Source organism: Peribacillus sp. Bi134, assembly GCF_918698065.1.
Taxonomy (GTDB): domain Bacteria; phylum Bacillota; class Bacilli; order Bacillales; family DSM-1321; genus Peribacillus.
Map to the genome: position 1 here is coordinate 42,999 of NZ_CAKKLN010000011.1, position 25,706 is coordinate 68,704.

Genomic DNA, 25,706 nt, shown 5'->3' on the forward strand with positions numbered 1-25,706 from the left:
CCTTTTCCTAACTGTGAAAGGTTAGCGTTTTTACTACAACCGGAACGACTCCTGTCCGAAGCAGCCTTCCTATATCCAAATAATCACCATGTTCCACTTCTGTCTGATCAATGCAGATGACCGGCAGATCCGGTTGGTTTGCTAGAATGGTTTGACCAAGTGCCTTCCCATAATCACTATCCATGACAACGATCAGAGGCTGCTGCCGATTCGGTTTTTGCTTCAGTGCCTCGGTGAAAGCGACTGCGAGCCGGTGAATGTCCCGAAATGATTGATAAGGTAAATTCGTTAAATAAAAGGCAAAATTCAGCCCCTCCTGCAAGGCGTCGTATATTGTGATCGCATCCTGAACAGCTTGTGCCATTTTCGCGGTTACATCATCAAGCCCGCCATGAAAATCGACCCGATAGACTGGAATATTACGAACTGGCAGATGAGAATCATTCACCTCGATGGTTGCTCCGCTGATTTCAGTTGTATGTGCGCCTGCTCCAAGTACAGTCGCCCGAACCGTTTCAACGGGCTGTTCCCACTCCCATGCGGCCAATTCTTCACTTTCCTTGATAGAGGCCGCAAGCATCATGCCGATATCCCGGAAGCTTTTGTCCTCCCGTTCTACATGATAAATGCAATCACTGACACCGCCCGAGAACATCAACACTTCTATTCGTTCTGTCCAAGATGGCCCCTTCCCAACTAATAGAAGTTCATCTTCTTTTGTGAAGGAGCCAGCCAAAAACCTCGAAAGCACCTTCGCCATTTCATTTGCGATGATTGACCCTTCACCATTCAAAGGAGAGTGCCCTTTTGATTTCAGCCATTTTCCTATTGAAGGAGCAACCTTCACCTTCGCTCCGTCCCACTCCACCAAACGGCCTCCTATATGCAGTGTGCAGGTTCCGCAAAGCATGCCTGAATGGTATACGGCAATATTCGCGGTCCCCCCGCCAATGTCTATGTTCGCTACAGTCTTTCTTGTCTTGATGGAATGTTGATAGGCACCGGATCCCTTGGCGGCAATGATTCCCTCCAAATCCGGACCGGCTGCCGCTACAAGGAATTCCCCCGCCGCTTTAGATAACCGGTACACCATTTCTTCTGCATTTTGTTTGGTTGCCGTTTCCCCAGTGATGATGACAGCCCCTGTTTGTATGTTTTCAATCGTGATTCCTGCTTTTTGGTATTCACTTTCCACCATTCTTTGAACAGCAGGTATGTCAATTACCGTCTCGGATAAAAGCGGGGTCCTGAAAATGGGACTTCGATACAGAATTTCCTTATCGGTAATTTCGATTTTTGGCACCTGTCCGCCACCCGCCACATTCCTAAGCGAGAGCTCGCTGATAATAAGTTTCGTCGTACTGGTGCCAATATCAATTCCTGCACTGATGATTCGTTCCACCTGTTCATTCATTAAAATCACACCCCAGTTTTACACCACTTGGATTTCATTGCTGTTTTCTTCTTCGTTTTTCGTTTTATATTCATTAATGCCGATAACTCCTGCTGCACGATCCTTTTCTTCTAATTCCAAAGCTTTCGGAACGGACAGCCAGTAAGCAAGACCGATTCCAATCGCTCCGGCAGATAGCTTACCGACAATGATCGGTAATATTAAGGAGGGCTGAAAGTTGGCTGTGAATGATAAATGATCGCCCAATAGGAAGGCCGCACACACAGCGAAGGAGATGTTTATGACCTTATCCTTCGGCGGCATATCTTTAACAAGCTTGAACATTGCTAATATATTGGCTACCGTGGCTAATATCCCTGCACTCCCAGCTTTACTCAACCCAATTTTCCCTCCCATCGCTTCCAAAGGCTTGCCTGCATATTTTTGAATCAGGTAAATCATTGGAAATGCACCTGCCAGCATTATCCCGATATACCCCGCCGTTTCCAGGGCACGGAACTGGTCTGCCTTATCGGCCATGATCGGATGGAAACCCCAAGCACCAAATACTTTGGAAAACAATCCCGTGAAAATTTCAACGATCGAAAACACGAGTACTAGTTTAATCGCGGCGTCCAATATTTTTCCAAACCACATGAAACCTTTGATCATCAAATCCGGTAGGAAATAAAGGCCTAACGCGAGCAAGACCACAAAAATAAGAAGAGGGGAAAGATTCAGGGCAATTTTCAAATAGCTCAACGCGAATTCGTATGTAGAATCCGCATTCGTGGAAATCACTTCGCGGATTTTCGAATTCGTTGCCACCACCAGCACGCTTGAGATAAAAGCGCCAATGGGAATCGTCAGGATTCCTGACATGACACCAAGTGCCATGTATTTATGATCACGCTTCTCCAGCAACGCAAGCCCCATTGGAATTGAGAATACAATCGTTGCCCCAGACATAAAACCGACAATCATCGCCATGATCCAGCCTTCATACGATTCCTTCAGCTCGGCCGCTAATTGGTAGCCCCCCATATCCGTCGCCAAAATCGTTGTTGCGGCGAGGGCGGGATCTGCACCGATCGCAGCGAAAACCGGGCCGCATACTGTATTGATGAACCATGATAAATAAGGGATCGAGGCCATGATTCCAGCTGCCGGGATAAATATATGGCCAACGGTATGCAAACCTTCCATGAACTGTTTCCCCAAGCCTTGCTCACTGTCTTTAATCGATGCAATAGCACCGACAACGGCACACACCATAATGATATAAATAACGAATTTACCTACCATCTCCATACATATTCCCCCTGAATTCCGATTTGATTTGGCCTATCGACTTTTAAAAAAAGGGTATAAAAAAGACGCCTCTTATAGCCCAAACTTAGGTTACCCGGCAGAAATGCCTGCCTACAACCAATTTGGTCCATCAAAGCGCCATTGCTTCATCTATTTACTTGTTTTTGATCATTTGCAATGATTCGTCGTGCCACCGTCTCCATGGAAAGCTGCTTATCCATGCTTAGCCTTCTCAGCTTATTGTAAGCGACTTCTTCCGTTACATTCTTCCTTTTCATGATGATACCTTTTGCCTTTTCAATGACTTTACGATTTGTGAGAGTTTCATCCAATTGAGCATTTCGTTCCTGATACTTCTTTGTATTGGCTGCTTGCAGCAAAGCTATCTCCACTGCCGGAATCAGATTCGCCTCCGTAATTGGCTTTACAAGATAACCTACGATATTCGCCCGCTTCGCCTCATCGATATATTCACGCTGACTGAATGCGGTTAAAAGCAGGACTGGAATCTGAAAGGTATTGGATATCACATCGCTAGCCTTGAGCCCATTCATTTTAGGCATTTTGATATCCATCAAAACCAGATCCGGCTGTAGTGCATGTGCCAATTCAATTGCCTTCTCGCCATTACGTGCATGTCCAACCACATCGAAGCCTGCATCCTTGAGCATGATCGTTATATCAAGCAGAAGTATCGATTCATCCTCCACGACCAAAATCCTCTTGACCACTTCTCCCACCTACCTCTTGTATGGAAATCTTACAGAAGCCAGGGTACCTTCTTTAATCCGATGAATCGAAAACTCCCCATCCAAATCGTTTTCCACCGTCATTCGGATGATATCCAGCCCCAAAGAAGGTTTCATAGCAGGTGTATACCCGATGCCATCATCTCTTACTTGAATTTCCAATACAGGATCATCCTTTTGCAAGCATACGGTAATCTTCCCTTCCGAACCTTCCTTGAAAGCATGCTTCACACAATTATGGATGAGCTCATTCACCACCAGCGCGACAGATATGCCAATGTCGGAATCAATGGAATGAAGCTCACCATTATATTCAATGCTTAGGCATTGACGGGCATGACCCTCCGTATGAACAATCATATCGCCTATTTTCCTAATAAGCTCCAGCAGATCCACATGTTCGACCTCACTGCTTGCCAAAATAATTTCATAAACCGACGAGATGCTTAACACCCGGTTCAGACTGACCAATAAATGAGGCTTGATTTCTTCAGGGGCCCCTATCCTCATTTGCAGCCGAAGTAAACTGGCCACTGTCTGCAAATTATTCTTCACCCTATGATGAATTTCACGAATGGCTACTGATTTGCTAATCAGCTCTCTCTCTTTATCCCGCAGTTCAGTCAGGTCCCGAATGATGATGAACGTTTCATTGGAATTCTTATTGCCCAAATGGAATTTCTTTATTTGGAAAATCTTTTTACCAATGTTCATTTCCTTCATTAAAATGTCCTCTTTTGAAGCAAGAACATCGGCAAAGCCAGGAAAATATTCGAAAATGGATTCACCTAAGACACATTCCGTCATGCATATTTCCGATACTAGGTTAATGGCAGAAGGATTCGTATAGACAAGTCGATTTTGATTATTAATCAGGAAAATGGACTCCTCGATAAATTCAGGAACTAAGGAATTCTGCTGATCTTGCCTATCAAACTGATTTGAAGTTTCAGGTTCTTCATCTATCACCTTTTCCATGATCAAAACGGCGATGACCCGATTGCATTCCCCCTTGATTGGAACGACACTTTGCTGGACCATTGCTCCCTCTTGAGTCAATGCCCGATTCACGAACATGTCCTTTCCGGTACGCAATACATAAAATACGGCCGGTTCAAAAGCCTCATAGGCAAATTTTCCGACAACCGGATGATCGTAAACAGAATTCACGGAATGCCCGCATGCCTCTGCCACGACAATGGCATGCTTCCCTTCACGCACCGGACAATCAATAAACACATTCGCTTTATTCAAATTGGCTATCAACGATAAATTCGTTGATAGGTTTTCAAGAATTTGAATATCACTGTCCTGTAAAAGAGTATGCAACTCACATAAATCTCGGACAGTCATTGTCCTTTCCATAGGCAAAACTCCAATAAACGTTTATTCATGGATATTATTATTGATTATTATAGATATCGACCCTATTTTTGTCAATATTCAAAATATTCTAATGTAATGTATTCTAACATAGATAACGATATTTAAGACGATTGATCCACATTCTTATCAACTCACTTGTGGAACAAAGTTACCATCTTAAGTCCATATATTACTACATTTGCTTTTTGCAAGGTATTCAGATCCCTCATGAATTCTACCTCTTCTGGTTATAGTAAAAAAGAAAATAACGAAGGAGGTACATTCCATGAAAAGTTCAAAGGAGTTTGTTGAAAGCATTCAAGAGCAGCAAAAAAAGGAAGAAGGCAATATGCGCCGTCAAGGTAATGGGAATCCCGCTCAGAAATTACCGAATAAAAAACATTAATGAAGACAATCTTCAAAAGATCCCAGCCTTAATATAGGCTGGGATCTTTTCAGTCTGATGCACTTTTTTTCTTCATCTCTTCGATTTCTTTTGAGAATGTTTCTTCTATCTCTTTTTTATTTCCATATAAAAAGAGGTTATCCCCTAATTTGATTTTATACTCATATAGCTTTTTTCTGATTTTCACTTCTCCGCTTTCAATAAATAAAATATTGATGTCGGCTCCATGTGATATGACATCATAGGCTTTGACGTCGATGAACTCCGAGTCCTCATAAATATCGATCTCCATGACCACGTCTTCATCTTCTAAAAATAGGACCTCTTCTATCGGGTGTTCCCATAATTCATAATGATTGTACATTTCACTTTTCATCTTATTCGATAATCTATTATTCAGGAATGGAACTTTCACTAAAACGGTTAAAACCAGCAGTATTCCAATAATGATGCTTAACTCCATCAAGCGTAAATCATCTGTAAGCAATGTACTGATCGATGAAATGATGACAGCAAGCGAGAATGCACCAAATAAAATTAAGAACATGCTTATTTTCCTTCGAACGGGGTGATCGATAATGGATTTTGACTCGTCAGTTGTAAAACCAGTGCCCGTCAGCATGGAAATAACCTGAAATCTTGCCACTGTGCTTTTTAATCCAGTCAATTTCATCAAGGTGACCGATATTTCAATAACAAGAACAATGATTATAAAATAAAGCAGCATAAAAAGTAAATTCATCAACATGATCACTTCCTCATCTATGGTTTACCCCAATCCCGTCAAAAGAAATCGCATTCGTTGTCTTTTCAAGTCTCCACCAATATATTCACTTAATGCAAATAACTGACATGAAAACAAAAAACACAGTAAGATCCCATTGAATCTTACTGTGTTTTATTCCTTTATTCTAATCGGATTCCTATTTCCGTTCTAATCTTGCTTTTCAGGGGAAACCCGATTTCTCAAATGGTCTTCAGCAGCAATTTTTTTAACAGCGGTGTAAATTGCTCTGGCAATTCAGCTACACTCGGAATCATTAGGCGTTCTTTGCCATAGATGTTTTTCATCGTCATCTCTTCACTTTCATCGATGCCTCCATCGGCTAAAAACAGGCCGATGACTTCGATGCCTTTTTTTCTGGCTTCCGAAACAGCAAGATGTGTATCGACAATGCCATTTTGATCATAATCGGCAGCTGCCGGCTCACCATCGGAAAACACGAGCAGGAAACGGTTTTTTTCGCGTCTTTTTTCCAATTCCATTGCGGCAACCCTGATACTGTATCCGTCCCGGTTATCTTCCTCAGGTTCAAGCTGCATGATTTTAGCTCCTGAGTTTAGATAAAGAGAATCAGAATGGGATTGAATCACATGGAAGTAGTTTGGCTGATATCCTTCTCTCACTTCATTTGCATCTTCCCAAAAGCCTACTATCGAGTGGGGGATCCTTAATTTCTTCAGTACTTCATGAAACAGGACCACCCCTCTTTTCGTTTCATCCATTTTGTTATGCATGGATGCCGAGCAATCGATAAGCAATGTGAATACGGCATCCATTTCATTTGAATCCTGGTTCTTTTTATAAAAAACCCGAGGATTCTCTTCAAATACAAGCGGCAGTAATTTCTTTGATAAACGGCCAAAAACCAAATCTTTTCTAGGTGCGTTCTTTTTATTTTCCAGTGTTTTTTCAATTGTACTGGAGAGTTTTCTCTTAAACGGTTCGATATCCGCAACAAACTCACGGTAGCGCTTCTCTTCCGTAAGTGTTGGTACTTTTGCTTCCTTGATTACCTGAACCACGTCTTTATTTTCTTCACCAAATGGATGTTCACCGCTTTTGCCCATATTGGTTTGTTTCTTCTCCAGCGTTTCTTGCTGATTGTATTCCTTTTGTTGACTTTCACCTGATGAACCCTGGATCGAAGCCAGTGCTTGGTCGGCATCTTCCGCTTCCCGGGCACCTCCGCCCATCAGGCTTGTTTTCGTTCCCTGCTCCAATTCAAATTGGAGAAACGTCGAATTACTCTCGCCGTTCTTGTTCTCCCGATGCCAAGTCGAAAATTTTTCATCAATGAACTCACTTTTTTCTTCGTCTGCATCATCTGTATCATCGTTCAACAGTTCCTCATTTCTAGTCAGTTCATCAAATAAGGTATTTGCTTTATACTTTTCCACACTTGCAATGGGGAAAATGAAATATTCATTCATCGTATCCTCGTATCCATCATTGACACGGAAAACGATTTGCTCGCAAATCCTTGTGATATCACTGGTTTTAGTGGCTTCAAAGACCGAATGGATGAACGGTTTGAGCTTCTCCAGTTCTTCCAGCTGCCTTTCATTGGCTCTTGGAAAAATCGGATCCGGCCTGTCAGATTGAAGCAGTAAATATATGAGGCAGTATAATTCATCCAGTGCAAAACTTCTTGTGACATTCGTCGCCAATTGGCTTTCGAAATATTGTTTAAGGTAAGCCCCCCTTACCGAAAACCATTTTTTCGTGCCTGGCCTTTCTTTCTTCACCAATTCTTCCAATCGCAAATCTTCCAGCAAAGCGAATAATTGGGCTGCAAACTTCGGAAGTGAACTTTCCCCGACGCTGTCCTGGTACTCCTTCATGCTCTGGATTGTCGTATGATGCAGCGTGCCTATCGTTCTAAGGAGCACGTCCGTTTTCAATCCCGCTTCCTTCACTTCCTTATTGCCATTTTCCCAAAAATGGCTAGCTGTGACCTTATTCTCGATCAGATCAATGAAGGAGCCATAATTGTATTCGAATTCCAGCTCAGGAATGCCGGATAAAACAGTCGAGAGATCCTGAAGCTGTAAAAAAAGAGCCGTATCTATTATTGAATCATTGAACCGGATATACTTCATGAGGCATTCTCCTAGTTAGAATAATGTGTCAGCCAAGTTCTTCACGAACTCACGCTCCCGTTCCTCGTCCAACTTATCCACAATGGAACGAAGAATCGCCCGTTTCGCCGGGATCAACACACTCAGATCGCAAGCATCAAGCAAAGCCCTGATCGATGCCGCATCTTCAGCCACCTTCCCTTGATTCACGGCATTTATCAAATCACTCGACAGTTTAACGAACAAATCAATACTTTTTGGGTCCTCCAGCTTTGTATTGGTTTCTATCAATTGCTTTAACTGCTCCCCTTCGATATAAGGAACTTCAATGACGACAAACCTATTTTTTAGCGCTTCATTCAGCGGCACTGTTCCGACATACCCTTCGTTGATTGCAGCAATCACATTAAAGCCTTCTTTTGCCGTTATGACTTCATTCGTGAACGGATTCGTTATCGTCCTTCTGTAATCAAGCACGCCATTGATAAGCGGCAGAGTTTCCGGTTTTGCCATGTTGATTTCATCTATATATAGGAAGTGACCGTGATTCATCGAATTGGTCACTGGTCCAGGTACGAATTCTATCACTTGTTTTTCCTCTTTGTAAGCCAGCGTCTTGAAGCCCAATAAGCTTTCTGCATCCAAGTCGACTGAGCAGTTGACGCTGAACATCGGCTGGTTGAATAAGTTCGATAATGTCTCGGCAAACTTTGTCTTTCCAGCCCCTGTCGGACCCTTCAAAAGGATATTCTTTCCCATGCTCAAGGCCGTGATGGCATCCACCATCAACTCCATCTCGGGAGGCAGATATCCGCCGCTCCTGATCAATTCCTCAAACTGAGAAGGATTCTTTTTGCTTGCTTGTAATATATTTGCTATTTCTATTGGTAGTCGATTGATCATTATGTTCCTACACCCCTTTCTGAACATTTTAAGGCTCTTTCCCATTAAAAACAAACACTAAGAAAAGGAGCTGTCATCAAGACAGCTCCCAAACTGTGGATAAACTCGGAATAAAACGAGTTTCCCCTGCAGTTTTTCATTCTGAAATCCGCTCCCTTACTCCGATACCAAGACTCATCAAAGCAAATTGCGTGTCACAGATTTCTTCAATCCAATAAGAGTTTCATAAAACAATAAAAAACCATAGAACTAGTTCGCTGCAGTTTTTTATGTAAAATACGTTCCTGCCTGATTTCTGAAATCCGCTCCCTTTCCGCGGATGCCCAGCCTCATCAAAATAGGGGCGGGGTAAGACCATTCCGAACTCACTTTTGTAGACAAACTAAGGAGTTGTCAGCAAGACAGCTCCTTTCAAGATTCGATGTTAGAGAATGATATCCCTTAATAGGCTTCCTTAGGGTCGCCTTTCAATAGGTATACCATATAGCCCAATACACCGCCGATGATGGCAGGAATCACCCATCCCACCCCTACACTATATAGTGGAAGGTATTGAGTGAAAAGGTCCGAAACGGCATCTAGTTTAATGCCTGATGCCACTATTCCATCCATTATGCTGATGATGGCCGTTAATAATAAGCTTCCTAAATATACCTCCGATTTCCCTTTGAATAAGGAATGGAAGAACGTTAGGACAATCAAAACGATCGCCACGGGATAAAGCGCCGTTAACACAGGCACTGTAATGGAAATGAGCTTTGTCAAACCTACATTGGCAACAGCCGCACTGAAAACGGAGAAGATGACGACATATGATTTATACGATACAGCAGGCAGTATTTTATTGAAATACGTAGCACAAGCCGTTATCAAACCGATGCTTGTCGTCAGGCAAGCAGCGATCACAATCAACCCTAACAACACGGCACCAGCCGGTCCGAAAAAATGATTCGAGGCTTGAGCCAAAACGTCTCCGCCATTACCCAGTTGACCGAGTTTTTCCACACTTGTTGCCCCGACATAAGTTATGGACGCATAAACGATCACCAACAAGGTGGCAGCAATTAAGCCGGCTTTCAAACAGAAGCCTAACACTTCTTTTCTTGATGTTATCCCTCTATCTTTGATCGCGTTGATGACGATGATCCCAAATGCAAATCCGGCCAGCGTATCCATGGTCAAATATCCTTCTTTAAACCCCTTGAAGAAAGAATTATCTGAATAATCAGCCGCTGGTGACTGGATTTCACCCATTGGGTTAATAATGGCGACCACAATGAGAATCCCGATGAAAATCAATAATAAAGGTGTTAATATTTTCCCGACGATATCGAGCATTTTTGATGGATTGATGGATAACAAACAGGCAATTCCAAAGTATATGATCGTGAATATCAGCAATGGTAAAAAACCGACATCATTAGATAGGAAAGGTTTAATCCCTATTTCGTAGGACACACTCCCCGTTCTTGGAAGCGCGAAAAGCGGTCCCAAAGATAAATAAAGAACGACTGTGAAAATGATACCGAATAACGGGTGTGCCCTGCTTGCAAGCGATTGAACATCATTTTTCCCCGAAAAACCAAATGCCAATATTGTAATGAATGGCAATCCAACACCAGTAATGATGAACCCTAAACTGGCCGACCACAAATTGGTCCCCGCGGATTGACCGAGCATGGCAGGGAAAATTAAGTTTCCTGCTCCAAAAAATAAAGCAAAAAGCATTAATCCTGTTACAATGACAAAAGATAGCGGTGCTTTCTGTGACATATAGAGCCCTCCATTGATTTGATTATCTTAACGAAGAAAAGTTGTCCATCAATTTCCGGTAAAAAGTGACATGAACTTCGAACCATTCTACTTATCTGTTAAAATGGACCTTCATGAAACTATGAATCATCCATAACTCTTCTTACTATAAAATTCGGCGGAACGTTTGTCAAAGCTATTTCATTCATTATTCGGAAAAATCTTTCTTTTCTTACTTCTTTCCAAGAAAACGAGAGAGGCATTTAGATTCAACAGAAAATTTGAGTAAAAAGTACCGCAATTTATTTTGCAGGAAAAATGTTTTAATATTTAACCAAACTATAAAAAAACAAGAATATAGGAGGTAAACATGAATACTGAAAAAGAAAAGATGGTGAGCGGGAAACCTTACATGGCCGCTGATCCGGAATTAATCACAGATAGGGAAAATGCCAGAAAGTTGACCCGGTTATACAATCAGACAACGGAAAGCGAAGGGGACGAACGAACTGCACTGCTGAAACAGCTTTTAGGTTCCACTGGGCTAAATGTATATATTGAACCCACTTTCCGTTGTGACTATGGATACAACATTTCTGTCGGGGAAAACTTTTATGCTAATTTCGATTGTGTCATTTTGGATGTTTGTGAAGTGAAAATTGGCAGGGACTGCATGTTGGCTCCCGGAGTGCATATCTATACAGCCACACATCCGCTGGATCCCTTTGAACGCAGTTCTGGAGTGGAATACGGAAAGCCGGTTACGATAGGGGATCATGTATGGATTGGCGGAAGGGCCATCATCAATCCCGGCGTTACAATAGGGAGTCATTCCGTCGTCGCTTCAGGGGCCGTCGTAACAAAGGATGTTCCTGAAGGCGTTGTTGTCGGTGGAAACCCAGCGAAGGTCATCAAGCATATTGAAGGAATTAAATAAGCAGAGCCCACTCCCCCTGAGTGGCTCTGCCTCCTTTTTTTCGTTAAATTTTCTTCAATGCTTCCGCGATTGCAATATCGCCAGAGATTAAATCAAAAGAACGCTTGTAGGTATTTTCTTCAGTCAATGACGCAAGAATCGTTCGAGCCACATCTTCACGGGCAATCGAACCTCTTTCCAATTCCTCGGCGGCTGTCACTTTTCCCGTTCCCGGTTCATTCACCAGACCGCCAGGCCGAATGATCGTATAATTTAAATCGCTTTGTAACAATGCCCTATCCGCATAGTGCTTTGCCACATAATACGGTTTGATCGCTTCATTCCAGTTTTCGCGATTATTGGCCTGAAAAGCACTCACCATAATGAATCGGTCGATTCCCAAGCTTTCTGCCGCTTCAATCGTTTTAACTGCACCATCCAGATCAATCAACAGCGTTTGATCAGCACCGGTGCTTCCTCCGGACCCTGCTGTAAACACGACGGCATCACAGCCTTTTGCCGCATTCGCAATCTCATCCACTGATCCAGTTAAACTGACGACCGCAGATTCAATTCCACTTCTCTCTAAATGCTTACTTTGCTCTTCTTTGCGAACCATCGCCCGTACACTATGATCCCGGCTATCTTTTAATAAATCTACAAGCTGTTTACCGATCTGCCCGTTTGCCCCAACTACGAATACTTTCATAAAGGTCAGCTCCCATAATGGTTAGTTTGGTTTCCATTAAAATTATTTCATGGACTCAGAGCATTATCAAACAATCAGCCCGCCGATTCTGCTTTAACATTGGAAAAAGTTTGGCAACCACCCTTATATATTTTATAATAAGAACAATACGTGTTCTTCGGAAACACAAAGGGGAGGTGTAAAGATGGCAATAAGAATGTTAATGCCACCTTCTGCAGCGTCTCATGCAAAGCCTAGTATTGGAGGCGATACTTTGCATGGGGTTGAATTAAGCTAATCTTAATCGCCCGCCTTATCATTTCTAATATTCGGCTTTGCACCTTATTTCATTCTAATAAAGAATAAGGGGCTGGCAGAAATGAAATATGTAAAAGCGACGGCCGTTTTACCTGAAAAGCTGATCGTTGAAATTCAAAAGTATGTGCAAGGTGAAACCATATATATCCCTAAACCCGAAAAGGCCCATCACAAATGGGGAACCCGTTCGGGATCAAGGGAATTGATCGATGACCGGAATGCCACTATAAAATATGCATTCAAGGACGGGCATACCATCCATCAATTAGCAGAGGAACATTTTCTCTCCGCGGAAACCATCAAGAAAATCGTATATTCTAAATAAGGATTACACGGGTAGCACTGATAATGATATCAGTGCTATTTGTATGCAGAGTATGTTTCTTAGCCGTTTTCCCCCTTTTAAAGCAGATGCAATTTATGTAAAGTAAAGAGAAACGGTAACACTTGCAGAAACAGGAGTGAAGAAAATGGAACCTTTTATCAGGAGCGAGCAGTATAACTTCATAAAATCCCAAACACAAATTCTCATAAATGGACACGCGACTGCCAACGATAAGGATGTGATCAACACCCTGAAAACAGTCGCCAAAGAAAGAGTATTAAGCTTATTCAGTGACTTGAACGAAGAGCAAAAACAACTGCTGGACCCAGTGGATACCATCAAAGATCCCGCACAAGCCGAAGCCTTTCTCTTACAGGTGAAGCCATTTGTGATCCCATTTAAAGAAGTAACCGAAAAAACGATAAAAAAACTATTTCCTAAAGCAAAGAAATTAAAAACCCCTTTGTTGGAAAACATCGATTTGAGAGAGATCTCATACCTAGGATGGGATGATGTCGGATCCGGAAAGAAATTTATCATTGCCCCCCATCATCATAAACTCACCGGATTGCATGGAACCATTAAACCTGCCAACAAAAAAGGGATCTGTGCCATATGCAGCCGCTTTGAAGAAGTAGGGATGTTCATGTCTGAAACAAAAGGAACCGTCCAAGGTACATTCATTAAAAAAGGGAATTACATTTGCCTGGACAGTATGAAATGCAACCAGAACATAAGCAATTTGGATAAAATGACCGACCTCATCGAGCGGCTGAAATAATACTGAAAAGCAATCCTTCAATGGCGAAGGATTGCTTTTTGTCCTTGTTAAAAAATTCTCATTTTGTCCTGCCTATGGAACTCTAGTATAATGGAAGCGATACATGAAAGAAGGAATGATATATTGAAAAGCAAAATGAATCAGTTGTTCGAAGACCAAAAAAATGTTCATGTGCTGTATTCCTATAATGAAATGGAAGATTACATTAAACAAGTTTTAAGTTATATTCAAGATGGCATCATGGCGGGAGATTACGTCATTCTTGTTGAAAATGACCGTATTTACCCCATTATTCATAAAGAGCTGAGCACTCGGTTAACAAAAGATCAAATGGAGCTCCTTCACTTTGTGAACAACTTCGATTTCTATTGTTCAAGCGGCAGTTATCATCCTCCTGCAATCGAAGAATACTTTAATAAAATGGTACAGCCCTATGTGGAAAATAAAATCTCTTTCCGATCATGGGCACATGTGGAATGGGCAACCCTGGAAGAGCCGCTGCACATCATAGAGGAATTTGAGAGAACAGTAGATGAAGCTGTAAATCTACTGTCGTTTCCATTAATTTGTGCGTACAAAGGTGACAGGATGCCAGACTACCTTAAAACCATATTGTTGGAAACACATCCTTATGTCCTAAAAGACGATGATATCATCATCTGTGAACAATACTTGCCACCTAGTTTGAAATAATAATACACAACACGCTTAGGAATCTCCTAAGCGTGTTGTTTCCGTACATTATTGAAAATTTTTGGGTTAGTTACTCTTTGGGTTTTGTGCTTTACATGTGAGTTTCGGCGCTTTACTCGTGAAATCAGGGCATTTACTCGTGAGTTTCGGCGCTTCACTCGTGAAATCGGTGCTTTTACTCGTGAGTTCCGGCGTTTTACTCGTGAATTCGGCGCTTTTACTCGTAAGCACATTTTTCCCACCACACAAAAAAAGAAGCGCCATAATGGCACTTCTTTTTTTGAAATTAAGGCAATACCGATGCGCCCATCAAGTAGCGGTCCACTTCCCGCGCTACTTCACGGCCTTCATTGATGGCCCAAACGATGAGGCTTTGCCCTCTCCTTGCATCTCCGGCAGCGAAAACTCCTTCGACATTCGTTCTGTAATCGCCATAAATGGCATCAATTTTTTGATGCACTGTTTCTACGCCAAATTGAGTTAATAGCGGCATTTCCGTTCCTTCAAATCCGATTGCGATGAAAACGAATTGTGCAGGCCATACTCTTTCAGTTCCTGGTACTTCCCGGAAAATGTACATTCCGTCATCGCCTTTGATTTTTTCCATTGAGATTGTGTGCAGTTCTTTAACGTTGCCATTTTCATCGGCTACGATTTTTTTTGTTTGGATTGAATATTGACGCGGATCTGCACCGAATTTCGCTTCCGCTTCCTCATATGCATAATCAAGGGAAAACACATTCGGGTAGGCTGGCCACATATTATCAGATGTACGGGCTGTCGGAAGGATTGGATGCTTCCCGAATTGTACGACGCTCTTACATTCCTGGCGAAGGGCAGTCGCGACACAGTCAGCTCCTGTATCCCCGCCGCCGATGACGATGACGTCCTTCCCCTTAGTGTCTAAAAACTTGCCGTCTTCAAAATTGGAGTCCAGCAGGCTTTTAGTCGAAGTCGTCAAGTAATCCATTGCAAGGTGAATGCCTGTTGCTTCACGTCCTTCAATTTTCAGGTCACGCTGCTTTTGGGCACCTGTGCAAAGGATGACTGCATCATACTGATCTTGCAGTTCTTCAGCTGTTATATCTTTGCCTACTTCTGTATTGGTAATGAAATCAATGCCTTCCTGGGTCAATAATTTGATCCGGCGTGCAACGACATCTTTTTCAAGCTTCATGTTCGGGATGCCGTATGTCAACAGCCCGCCTGCACGGTCTGAACGCTCATAAACCGTGACCGAATGACCTGCTTGATTCAACTGGTCGGCACTCGCCAATCCTGCCGGCCCTGAACCGATGATGGCAATTTTCTTGCCGGTCCTGCTTTCAGGGATGCGAGGCGTGATCCAGCCATTTTCAAATCCTTTATCGATGATGGTCCGTTCAATGTTCTTGATGGTAACGGCAGGATCGCTTATCGCTACCGTACAAGACCCTTCACAAGGGGCCGGGCAGACGCGCCCGGTGAATTCAGGGAAATTATTCGTTTTCGATAAACGGTCCAATGCTTCTTTCCATCTGCCGCGATACACCAAATCATTCCACTCCGGAATCAGATTATGAATCGGACAGCCCGTTGTGACTCGGTTCAATTCCATGCCCATATGGCAGAAAGGGGTGGCGCAGTCCATACACCGCGCTCCCTGTGTACTTAACTTTTCATCAGAGAAAGGAGCTGTATACTCTCTCCAGTCGTTTAAACGAGTGAGAGGATTCCGGTCTTTTGGTTTTTCTCGCGGATAATCCATAAATCCTGTTGCTTTTCCCATCTTTCTCTCCCCTTCCTTACTGCATCACAGCTTGTTTAGTGATTTTTTTATCTTGAACGGCATTTGCTTGAAATGCACTCATGATCGCTTCTTCATCCGTCAGCCCTGCACGCTTCTGCTCATTGATGCTTTTGATCATCCGTTTGTAATCTTTCGGAATGACTTTTACGAATTTCTTAGCGAAATCCTCCCAGTTCTCCAGTACATACGATGCTTTGGCACTTTCTGTATAATGAAAGTGGCTGTAAAGCATTTCTTTTACCTCGTTGGCATCATCCATATTATCAAGCGTCTCGAATTCTATCATTTCACCATTGCATAATGCCTTGAATTCTTCTGCATCATCAGCAAGTACATAAGCGATGCCGCCTGACATGCCTGCCGCAAAGTTTTTGCCGACGTCGCCCAGGATGACCACGCGTCCGCCTGTCATATACTCACAGCCATGGTCTCCAATTCCTTCAACGACGACATTGACTCCACTGTTCCGTACGGCAAATCGTTCCCCTGCACGGCCATTAATGTAGGCCTCGCCGCTTGTTGCACCATATAAGGCGATATTTCCGGCAATTACATTGTCCCCGGCCTCGATCTGATTGCCAGAAGGTGCCGTGACAATGATCTTCCCGCCAGATAAGCCTTTCCCAACATAGTCATTGACATCACCTGTCAAATACATCGACATCCCTTTTGGAATGAACGCTCCGAAGCTCTGGCCCGCCGATCCCGTAAAACGAAGTGTGATCGTATCTTCAGGCAACCCTTCCTCACCGTAGCGTTTGGATACTTCACTGCCGACAATCGTTCCGACCACACGGTTCACGTTGGTAATCGGGAAGCTGACATCCACCTGGGTTTGGTCATTTAAAGCAGGCTCCACAACAGGTAAAATCTCACGGATATCCAAGGATTCTTCTATTTTATGGTTTTGAGGAAGTTGATACGTACGAATCCCCTCCGGTTGGAAAAGAAGTGTCGTCAAGTCCAGATGCTTCGCTTTCCAATGGTTTTGCGCCCGCTCGCTCACTTGTAAAACATCAGTGCGGCCGACCATTTCTTCCAATGTTCTAAAACCAAGCTCAGCCATCGTTTCCCGGACTTCCTCAGCGATGAAGCGCATGAAATTCACGACATGATCGGGATCTCCAGTGAATTTGCTGCGAAGCTCAGGGTTTTGAGTAGCTACCCCGACAGGACATGTATCCAAATGGCAAGCACGCATCATGACACAGCCAAGGACCACAAGCGGTGCTGTAGCGAAGCCGAATTCTTCCGCTCCAAGGATAGCTGCCATGACCACATCGCGTCCCGTCATTAATTTTCCATCCGTTTCAAGGACTACACGGCTGCGCAGGCCATTCAGCATCAATGTTTGGTGTGCTTCGGCAAGGCCCAGCTCCCAAGGAAGACCAGTATGTTTGATACTCGTTTTTGGTGATGCGCCCGTACCGCCATCATACCCGCTGATAACGATGACATCTGCGGCTCCTTTGGCCACACCGGCTGCAATCGTGCCTACTCCTGCTTTTGACACAAGCTTGACGCTGATTCTGGCATCACGGTTCGCATTTTTTAAATCATGTATCAGTTGTGCCAGATCTTCAATCGAATAGATATCATGATGCGGAGGCGGTGAAATAAGGCCGACGCCCGGTGTGGAACCACGGACCTCTGCGACCCAAGGGTATACTTTGTTTCCAGGCAGCTGGCCGCCTTCACCCGGCTTTGCACCTTGCGCCATTTTGATTTGAAGTTCATCGGCATTAACAAGGTAATGGCTTTTCACTCCAAAACGACCGGACGCAATTTGTTTAATTCCGCTGCGGCGGTCATCGCCGTTTTCATCCAGTTGGTAACGGCTAGGGTGCTCCCCGCCTTCACCGCTATTGCTTTTTCCGCCTAAACGGTTCATCGCAATCGCTAATGTTTCATGTGCTTCCTGACTCAATGAACCGAATGACATCGCGCCCGTTTTGAATCGGCTGACGATGGATTCCACGGATTCAACTTCATCTATAGAAATGCTTTGGCGTTTTTGGTCGAACGAGAATAAATTCCGTAAAAAACCGAGTCTCTCTTCATTTGCCAAGTTTGAATATTGCTTAAATAAATTATAATCGCCTTTCCGGCAGGCCCATTGCAGTGTATGGATCGTTTTCGGATTGAAAGCATGATGTTCCCCTGTTTTTCTCCATTGAAAATCACTTCCGCTTTCAAGTGTTTGGTCAAGGGAATCAGCTGCAGCTTTTCTATGACGAATCAACGCTTCATCTGCGATCGTTTCCAAATCGATCCCACTAAGCTGCGATGCCGTACCGCTGAAATAGCGTTCAATCACATCAGCACCGATTCCGACCGCTTCGAAAATTTGCGCTCCGCGATAACTTTGAATCGTTGAAATCCCCATTTTCGACATTACTTTTACGATGCCTTCCGTCAACGAGCGTACATATTTCCTCACCGTTTCTTCGTAGCTGATGGCCAAACTGCCTTCCAATACGGCCTGCTTATATGTTTCATAAGCAAGGTACGGGTAAATCGCATCCACTCCATACCCGATCAGGGACGCATAATGATGGACTTCCCTCGCTTCCCCGGATTCAACGATAATGCTCACTTTTGTACGGTTCCCATGACGGATCAGCTCCTGATGAAGGGCGCTCGCAGCCAGCAGGGAAGGTATCGCAGCCTTTTCCTTGCTCATATCCTTGTCAGATAAAATCAAAAGGCTTACTCCATCAGCGATTGCTTGTTCCGCTTCACGACAGATGCGATCAAGTTCACTCTCTAAATCTTCTGAAAATAAAGTGTGAATGACTTTGCTCCTGAATTCAGGATAGGCGTTTCCTTTCAACTGCTGCATTTGACCTGGCGTCAAAACAGGTGAATCCAATTGAATGCGGCGGCTGTTCGTTTCATCCGGTTTCAACAAATCTCCTTCCGCACCGAGGAATGTCATCGTTGACGTGACGATCTGTTCACGAAGCGAATCGATTGGCGGGTTGGTTACCTGTGCAAAGGATTGCTTGAAATAGTTGAATAGCGATTGCGGGCGATCTGATAAGACCGCTAACGGAATGTCATTCCCCATGCTGCCCAGTGGATCTTTGCCTTCGTTAATGACCGGCAGTAAATATTTTTGGACATCTTCATACGTGTATCCAAACGCTTTTTGCCTGAATAACAAATCACTCAATGGCTCCCCTTCGAGCACAGGTTCTTCGTCACTTAATTGTACAAGCTGTTCGTCCAACCATTGCTGGTATGGGTTTTCCTGAGCCATTTCCGACTTGATCTCTTCATCGGAAACAATACGGCCTTCCTCTAAATCTATTAAAAGCATTCTGCCTGGGCTTAAACGATCTTTATATAATACATTCTCCGGCTCCACATCGATCACGCCGACTTCAGAGGAGAAAATGATGTAATCATCTTTTGTCACATAATACCTTGCAGGCCTTAAACCATTTCGATCCAGGATGGCACCGATTTGCTTGCCATTCGTAAAGGATATGGCCGTCGGCCCATCCCATGGCTCCATGAGCATGCTATGATATTCGTAAAATGCCTTCTTTTCCTTCGTCATATGCGGATTTTCCGTCCACGGTTCAGGGATCAGCATCATCGCCGCATGTGCCGGTTTACGCCCGGCAAGCACGAAGAATTCAAGTGCATTATCAAGAATCGAGGAATCACTGCCGTCTATATCAAGAATAGGCAGCACCTTTTGCAGGTCATCCCCGAATGCTTCCGAAACAAACTGCTGCTCACGAGCTTTCATCCAATTCACATTACCTCTAAGCGTATTGATTTCGCCATTATGGATCAGGTAACGGTTTGGATGTGCCCGTTCCCAACTAGGAAATGTATTCGTGCTGAAGCGGGAATGCACTAAAGCGAAAGCCGAAACGAAGGACTCCTGTTGAAGGTCAAGATAAAAAGCATCCACCTGCTCAGGCGTCAACAATCCTTTGTATACGATCGTAGCACTTGAAAGGCTGGCAAAATAAAAACGATTGCCGCGTTCACGAGCCCAGTTTTCAGCTTGTTTTCTGATAATGAACAATTTACGCTCAAAAGCTAAATCATCAGTCATCCCTTCGCTTGCCCCGATGAATACTTGGCGAATCGTCGGACATGTCTCCTTGCCGACCTCTCCGATTTTCGTTGCATCAACAGGAACCGTTCTCCAGCCTAATAACGTTTGGCCTTCTTGTTCGATAAATGCATTCAAACGAGCTTCGATTTCATTCCGTTCATCATCATTGTTAGAGAAAAAGAGCATGCCTACACCATAGCGTCCTTTTGCCGGCAAATTCATTTCCGGGCATGCCAGCCTGAAATATTCATCAGGAATCTGTACCATTAATCCTGCGCCATCTCCTGTAAGCGGATCGCTGCCTTGTCCGCCGCGATGATCTAATTGGCACAGCATATTCAGTCCTTGTTTGACGATGTCATGTGTAGCAAGCCCTTTTAAATGAGCATATAAACCGATCCCACATGCATCATGTTCAAATTCAGGATGGTAGAGCCCTTGTGCTTTTGGTATTTGATTGTATGTCATATTAATCGCCCCCATCGTATTCTTACACCGTTATGTCACTTACATTTATTCTAGGTTTTCAAATCGATATAAACAATATATAATTCTAGTAGAATCCATCTCAATTTGAGATGAATGGCAGGAGGATGAATAAATGGAACTACGACAATTACGTTATTTTGTTGAAGTCGCCGAGAGAGAACACGTCTCAGAAGCCGCAGAGCACCTGCATATCGCACAATCTGCAATCAGCCGGCAAATATCCAGATTGGAAGATGAACTTGGCGTTCTGTTATTCGAGAAAATCGGCCGGAATATCCAATTAACTCCAATTGGTAAAATTTTCTTAATCCATGCCAAAACGGCGATACAGGCGATTGAATATGCTAAATATCAAATTGAGGAGTTTTTGGACCCTGAACACGGAAGCATTAAAATCGGGTTCCCGACCAGCCTTTCCACCCATTTACTTCCTACCGTCATTTCCGCTTTTAAAGATGAGCAGCCAAATATCGGCTTCCACTTAAGACAGGGATCTTATTCCTCTTTAAAGGAAGCTGTCAAAAATCGCGAAATCGGATTAGCCTTTCTTGGGCCGATTCCGACAAACGATCCAGATATTGAAGGTCATATCCTGTTCACGGAAAACATATCGGCTTTACTTCCCATCACTCACCCTTTGGCTGAAAGAAAGAGTCTGCGCCTAAGTGATTTAAGAAATGATCCCTTCGTCTTGTTTCCCAAAGGATACATCTTTCACACTATTGCACTCGAGGCGTGCAAAGCAGCCGGTTTCGCACCGAATATCGCCTCGGAAGGTGAAGACATGGATTCCATAAAAGGGCTCGTTTCTGCCGGAATCGGAGTCAGTCTGCTCCCTGACAGTACTTTTTATGAAGTCATTCCAAGACTGACTGTCAAGATCCCGATCGATACACCCGAAGTCAAACGGACTGTCGGCATCATCACTCCTAAAAACAGGGACTTGGCTCCATCAGAAAAACTTTTTTACCAATTTGCCAAAAAGTTCTTCTCTGTTCTCGAGCAATATCAATAAAATATGGCCTTCTAAACGGTTAATGGTAATCGTAGATGGGACCAGTTCTTCCCATAAATATTTCTAGACAACTTGCCTATAGCCCACTGAACGAATAATGTATCAAGATTATTCGTTCAGGAGGAATTTAAATGCAACCCACCTATCCACATCTTGCTTGGCATGAAACACTCGAGCTTCATGAGTTGGTTGCCGCTCAGTCCAATGCCCTTATGAAATTTAAAAAAGCTTACCCAAAAATAAAAGACCCAATTCTAAAAACGATTTATAAGCAAACGATCGATACCCTTACCCAAAACATCATGGAGCTGCTGCAATTTTACCCATTGACGCCTAAAGCGCACCGGGATGACGATGTATCAAGAGATGACGCATCGGCAGCTGCTGCCGGGGAATTGCTGGGCTTTGCCAAATCATCGATCAAAGATTACGCACTGGCGATTACGGAAACAGCCACCCCTTCCCTTCGAAAGGTATTTAAGAGACATTTAAATGGAGCCATCGATACCCATGCCAAGATATTTAACTACCTATATGAAAGAAACCTCTATCCTGCTTACGACTTGAACCAATTGCTTCAAAATGACGTCGATGTTGCCAATAAGGCTCTTTCCCAACCTTTCTAAATGCAAAAAAGGCAAGCATACCGATCGCTCGCCTTTTTTGCCGCGTTCCGATTCCGTTTTTCAATATAATGTTATAATATATAAGAATTGGATTTAATTAGGTCCTCAGTATTCAAGAGGTGATAATCATGAAAAAGATCTATTTATCCATCATCCTATCCCTGCTCTCATTTTCTTTAGTTGCCTGTAAGGCCGATGAGCCAAAATCCGAGAATATCCTTTCAGTACCTGAGCTGACAGCAAGGGAAAAGGCCATCCTGGAGAATTCAAGTGAACATTCCTTTCTTATCGATTTCAGTGTGGATGATACATACAAGGAGATGTCCGTCTGGGTCGAAAAATATGAATTTGGCAAACTTGTCGAAGAGGAAAAAGGCCGTATGACAACTGGGGTTGAAAAGAATGGGACAATCATCTTCACCACATCCAAAACGGATGCTGATCAAAAACGATCGATGTTCACCGTCAGCATTCAAAACGATGATGGTACGGATACGTTTACTTATCCTGAAGCCATTGATGAAATGGATTCCAGCGTATGGGGCAGTGCTGGCAAACTCAAAATAAACAGCATAAACAAGCTTGCATTGGCGAGTATATGTTACTCAAGCGGAAATGAAGGCATACGTTCACTTTCCACTGATTTTTATGGTGATATGGAAGGACATATGGACGAGTTGAAGGAATACGATGTAGTCTACCTCCTGAGAAGTGAATTCACTAAATGAGCTGACAAATGCAGGGACAAGTTTGTTTTAGCACGATACTATTGCAAAAGTGAACGTTAAACTCTATGAATTCGAGAAAGTAAATGAGGCGTTTGAAGAATCAAAAAAGGGTTGTCATCTAATGGTTGATGATGAAAAAACCATTGGATGACTGATTTTGCTCATTTGATAGATGAGTAAGTCCAAGTTATAGGATGGATGTAAATTTTTCTACATTTAAAAAAGGGGTTGAAGGAAGAGGAATTTGGGTGTAATCTTTAAAAATAATAAAACGGAAAGAAGATCATTAATTTGAAGAAAATCATCCTCCTCTTTGCAGCAGTAGTCATCGCGAGCTCTCTCGGACATCAAATAACCGGCGGATATAATGACCCTCGAAAATCCCGCCCTAGGTATATACATTTGAAATAAGGAATCCGCTTTTGAGCTTGATTCCTTATCATTTCGGTAGGCAATAAATATTAATATTTTAGGAAGCGATCATGGAATTTGAATCTAAGAAAACTTATCACTCAATTAAGCTGGTATTAAATCCCCTTAAATTCCTCAGTCCTCATTATTTCTCTCCAATATTAGATCACCTTCATTCGATATATAACCATCTTTTCCCGTTTTATCGATATATACGTTATAGCCCTTTTTCAGTTCGATCACGATTGGCTTTTTCACTTTTTCGTCGATATCCCATTGAATCGTTTGCAAGCTTTCGGTTTCCGTTTCATCTTTTATATCGACAAATACTCGGATTTTATCGGTTGTCCTTGATAGTACATAATTCCCCGCTGGGATTTCTGTACCGACCACATAATGACCAGGATCTTTCATGATGATTTGTTGATTTTTTTTCACTGTTTTTTTAAATTCAGAAGGCTTGAATTCAATCTTCCCTTTAATCGAGAATGTCACATTCATATGATATGGCTCTGCATGTAAAACAGCATTTTTGTGCATTTTATCGCTACCAACTACCGCTTCATTATCGAGGGCTTTAATATCATAATAGCCCTGATCGATATCCTTTCCGACAAGGATGTTTTGTGACTCCAACACCTTATAGGAGGCAGCATTATTTTCTGTATTTCTATTAGCGGCACTCATCGCTGATGGAACAATGTACATTTTATAGATAAGGAATCCGCCTACTAATATGAATAAACTAATCGCGGCTATTCTTTTATTTAAAGTCAAGGACGATCCCTCCAATCTATACTCAGCTGAAAATACTTTAATATATCCTTAATTACTTTCTTGATCATTTACCTCCAATATCAAATCACCTTCATTCGATATATATCCATCTTTTCCCGTTTTTTTGATATACACGTTATAGCCCTTTTTTAGTTCGATCTCGATTGGTTTTTTCACTTTTTCGTCGATATCCCATTGAATCGTTTGCAAGCTTCCAGATTTTGTTCCATGTCTAATATCGACAAACACTCCAATTTTATCGCTTGCTCTTGATAGTACATAATTCCCCGCTGGGATCTCTGTACCGACCACATAATGACCAGGATCTTTCATGATGATTTTTTGATTTTTTTTCACGACTTTTTCAAATTCAGAAGGCTTGAATTCAATCTTCCCTTTAATCGAGAAATTTTCATTCATATATGAAGGCTCTGCATGCAGTACAGCATTTTTGTGCATTTTATTGCCAGCAACTACAGCTTCATTATCGAGAGCTTTAATATCATAATAACCCTGATCGATATCTCTCCCGACAATGATGTTTTGTGATTCCAACACCTTATAGGAAGCAGCATTATTTTCCGTATTTCTATTAGCGGCACTCATCGCTGATGGAACAATGTACACTTTATAGATAAGGAATCCGCTTATCAATACGAGTAAAGTTAACGCGGCTATGCTTTTATTTAGAGTCAAGGACGATTCCTCCATTATCCATCTTTACATACTCATCGGCTAATTCCTCCAGGTCCTGTTTATGATGGCTTGTCAACAGAATGAGGGCGCCGCGCTCTTTTTCTTCCTTCAAGATCTGATAAACTAGCGTAACACCTTCTTCATCGATGGCATTTGTCGGTTCATCCAATAATAAAATGTCCGGTTTTTCAAATATCGCTTGGGCGACGCTTAGACGCTGCTTCATTCCTAACGAAAATTTTCCAACCTTCATTTTTGATTCCGGATCAAGGCCGACTCTTTTTATATTCAGTTTAATATCTTCATCAGTGGCGATATTCCTGATTTTTGCTAATATTTTCAGATTTGTATAAGCGTCAAATTGGTGCAGTAGGGAAGTGTTTTCAATAATGACACTACTATTAGCAGGAAAGGAAATATCTTTATGAAGGATTTTTTCGTCTATGGCAATTTCTCCTGAGCTTGGCATGATTAATCCTGCAATCGCTCTAAGCAGCATCGTTTTACCAGAGCCATTTCTTCCATACAAACCATAAATTTTCCCGCCGTTAAACTCATAATTGATATCATGCAAAAGTGTCTTCTTCCTCATCTTTTTATGTAAAGAGCTAATTCGTATTTTTGTCATTGTGCAC

At 42.8% G+C, this 25,706-nt stretch carries 22 protein-coding genes; 8 read left to right on the forward strand and 14 right to left on the reverse strand.

The features are described 5' to 3' along the window. Positions 1-7 precede the first annotated feature (7 nt). The 4 genes from LQ188_RS22985 to LQ188_RS23000 form a co-directional block, all read right to left on the reverse strand. Positions 8-1,414: an ethanolamine ammonia-lyase reactivating factor EutA gene (locus LQ188_RS22985; RefSeq protein WP_230178458.1), complete on the reverse strand. Its 1,407-nt coding sequence runs from the start codon at positions 1,412-1,414 to the stop codon at positions 8-10. 18 nt (positions 1,415-1,432) lie between these two features. Then, complete coding sequence (eutH, locus tag LQ188_RS22990; RefSeq protein ID WP_230178459.1) at positions 1,433-2,704, reverse strand: ethanolamine utilization protein EutH; 1,272 nt, start codon at positions 2,702-2,704, stop codon at positions 1,433-1,435. A 146-nt stretch (positions 2,705-2,850) separates the two neighbouring features. Next, positions 2,851-3,435 (reverse strand): response regulator, encoded by a 585-nt coding sequence (locus tag LQ188_RS22995; RefSeq protein ID WP_230178460.1) that lies wholly within the window; start codon positions 3,433-3,435, stop codon positions 2,851-2,853. A gap of 9 nt (positions 3,436-3,444) precedes the next feature. After that, a complete protein-coding gene (locus tag LQ188_RS23000; protein ID WP_230178461.1) occupies positions 3,445-4,818 on the reverse strand; it encodes a sensor histidine kinase in 1,374 nt (457 codons plus the stop codon). A 286-nt stretch (positions 4,819-5,104) separates the two neighbouring features. Between LQ188_RS23000 and LQ188_RS23005 the strand changes: the two genes are divergently transcribed. Further along, positions 5,105-5,224, forward strand: a complete 120-nt coding sequence (locus tag LQ188_RS23005; protein ID WP_048686276.1) for a DUF4023 family protein — start codon at positions 5,105-5,107, stop codon at positions 5,222-5,224. A 49-nt stretch (positions 5,225-5,273) separates the two neighbouring features. Here the strand turns inward: LQ188_RS23005 and LQ188_RS23010 are convergent, their stop codons facing one another. The 4 genes from LQ188_RS23010 to brnQ form a co-directional block, all read right to left on the reverse strand. Beyond that, entirely contained in the window at positions 5,274-5,972 is a 699-nt protein-coding gene (locus LQ188_RS23010; protein ID WP_230178463.1) for a hypothetical protein, read from the reverse strand. Positions 5,973-6,190: 218 nt separating this feature from the next. After that, positions 6,191-8,107: a VWA domain-containing protein gene (locus tag LQ188_RS23015; RefSeq protein ID WP_230178465.1), complete on the reverse strand. Its 1,917-nt coding sequence runs from the start codon at positions 8,105-8,107 to the stop codon at positions 6,191-6,193. Positions 8,108-8,122: 15 nt separating this feature from the next. Continuing rightward, positions 8,123-8,989, reverse strand: a complete 867-nt coding sequence (locus LQ188_RS23020) for a MoxR family ATPase (protein ID WP_230178466.1) — start codon at positions 8,987-8,989, stop codon at positions 8,123-8,125. A gap of 441 nt (positions 8,990-9,430) precedes the next feature. Further along, positions 9,431-10,762, reverse strand: coding sequence for a branched-chain amino acid transport system II carrier protein (gene brnQ, locus LQ188_RS23025; protein WP_230178467.1), 1,332 nt, complete (start codon positions 10,760-10,762; stop codon positions 9,431-9,433). Between the two features lie 349 nt (positions 10,763-11,111). On the opposite strand from brnQ, the gene LQ188_RS23030 reads away from it, so the two are divergent. Then, a complete protein-coding gene (locus LQ188_RS23030) occupies positions 11,112-11,678 on the forward strand; it encodes a sugar O-acetyltransferase (RefSeq protein ID WP_230178468.1) in 567 nt (188 codons plus the stop codon). Positions 11,679-11,721: 43 nt separating this feature from the next. On the opposite strand, the gene LQ188_RS23035 is transcribed toward LQ188_RS23030, so the two are convergent. Next, a complete protein-coding gene (locus LQ188_RS23035) occupies positions 11,722-12,366 on the reverse strand; it encodes an SDR family oxidoreductase (protein WP_101225542.1) in 645 nt (214 codons plus the stop codon). Between the two features lie 358 nt (positions 12,367-12,724). Here LQ188_RS23035 and LQ188_RS23040 point away from each other — a divergent pair, with 358 nt between their 5' ends. The 3 genes from LQ188_RS23040 to LQ188_RS23050 all read left to right on the forward strand — a co-directional run bounded on the left by LQ188_RS23040 (position 12,725) and on the right by LQ188_RS23050 (position 14,462). Continuing rightward, positions 12,725-12,988, forward strand: a complete 264-nt coding sequence (locus LQ188_RS23040) for a CD3324 family protein (RefSeq protein WP_230178469.1) — start codon at positions 12,725-12,727, stop codon at positions 12,986-12,988. A 145-nt stretch (positions 12,989-13,133) separates the two neighbouring features. Then, the gene (locus tag LQ188_RS23045; RefSeq protein WP_230178470.1) at positions 13,134-13,769 is read left to right on the forward strand and encodes a FusB/FusC family EF-G-binding protein; all 636 of its coding nucleotides are present in this window, start codon (positions 13,134-13,136) and stop codon (positions 13,767-13,769) included. Positions 13,770-13,892: 123 nt separating this feature from the next. After that, on the forward strand, positions 13,893-14,462 hold the full coding sequence (locus LQ188_RS23050) for an MEDS domain-containing protein (protein WP_230178471.1): 570 nt from the start codon (positions 13,893-13,895) through the stop codon (positions 14,460-14,462). 286 nt (positions 14,463-14,748) lie between these two features. Here LQ188_RS23050 and gltD read toward each other — a convergent pair whose 3' ends face one another. Together gltD and gltB are read right to left on the reverse strand one after the other, a co-directional pair. Continuing rightward, positions 14,749-16,230: a glutamate synthase small subunit gene (gene gltD, locus LQ188_RS23055; RefSeq protein WP_230178473.1), complete on the reverse strand. Its 1,482-nt coding sequence runs from the start codon at positions 16,228-16,230 to the stop codon at positions 14,749-14,751. 16 nt (positions 16,231-16,246) lie between these two features. After that, the gene (gltB, locus tag LQ188_RS23060; protein ID WP_230178475.1) at positions 16,247-20,797 is read right to left on the reverse strand and encodes a glutamate synthase large subunit; all 4,551 of its coding nucleotides are present in this window, start codon (positions 20,795-20,797) and stop codon (positions 16,247-16,249) included. 133 nt (positions 20,798-20,930) lie between these two features. On the opposite strand from gltB, the gene LQ188_RS23065 reads away from it, so the two are divergent. The 3 genes from LQ188_RS23065 (at position 20,931) to LQ188_RS23075 (ending at position 23,187) form a co-directional block, all read left to right on the forward strand. Further along, the gene (locus tag LQ188_RS23065; RefSeq protein ID WP_076370054.1) at positions 20,931-21,833 is read left to right on the forward strand and encodes a LysR family transcriptional regulator; all 903 of its coding nucleotides are present in this window, start codon (positions 20,931-20,933) and stop codon (positions 21,831-21,833) included. A gap of 131 nt (positions 21,834-21,964) precedes the next feature. Further along, a complete protein-coding gene (locus LQ188_RS23070) occupies positions 21,965-22,459 on the forward strand; it encodes a spore coat protein (RefSeq protein ID WP_230178477.1) in 495 nt (164 codons plus the stop codon). Positions 22,460-22,587: 128 nt separating this feature from the next. Beyond that, positions 22,588-23,187, forward strand: coding sequence for a hypothetical protein (locus LQ188_RS23075; RefSeq protein WP_230178478.1), 600 nt, complete (start codon positions 22,588-22,590; stop codon positions 23,185-23,187). Between the two features lie 546 nt (positions 23,188-23,733). Here the strand turns inward: LQ188_RS23075 and LQ188_RS23080 are convergent. Genes LQ188_RS23080 through LQ188_RS23090 form a run of 3 tightly spaced genes read right to left on the reverse strand, consistent with a single transcriptional unit; the run spans position 23,734 to position 25,699 of the window. Further along, positions 23,734-24,375 carry a hypothetical protein gene (locus LQ188_RS23080; RefSeq protein ID WP_230178480.1) on the reverse strand — a complete coding sequence of 214 codons (642 nt, stop codon included), beginning with the start codon at positions 24,373-24,375 and terminating at the stop codon, positions 23,734-23,736. Positions 24,376-24,423: 48 nt separating this feature from the next. Further along, positions 24,424-25,071, reverse strand: coding sequence for a hypothetical protein (locus LQ188_RS23085; RefSeq protein WP_230178482.1), 648 nt, complete (start codon positions 25,069-25,071; stop codon positions 24,424-24,426). Next, positions 25,058-25,699, reverse strand: coding sequence for an ABC transporter ATP-binding protein (locus LQ188_RS23090; RefSeq protein WP_230178483.1), 642 nt, complete (start codon positions 25,697-25,699; stop codon positions 25,058-25,060). The genes LQ188_RS23085 and LQ188_RS23090 overlap by 14 nt, the downstream gene beginning before the upstream one ends. Positions 25,700-25,706: the final 7 nt, after the last annotated feature.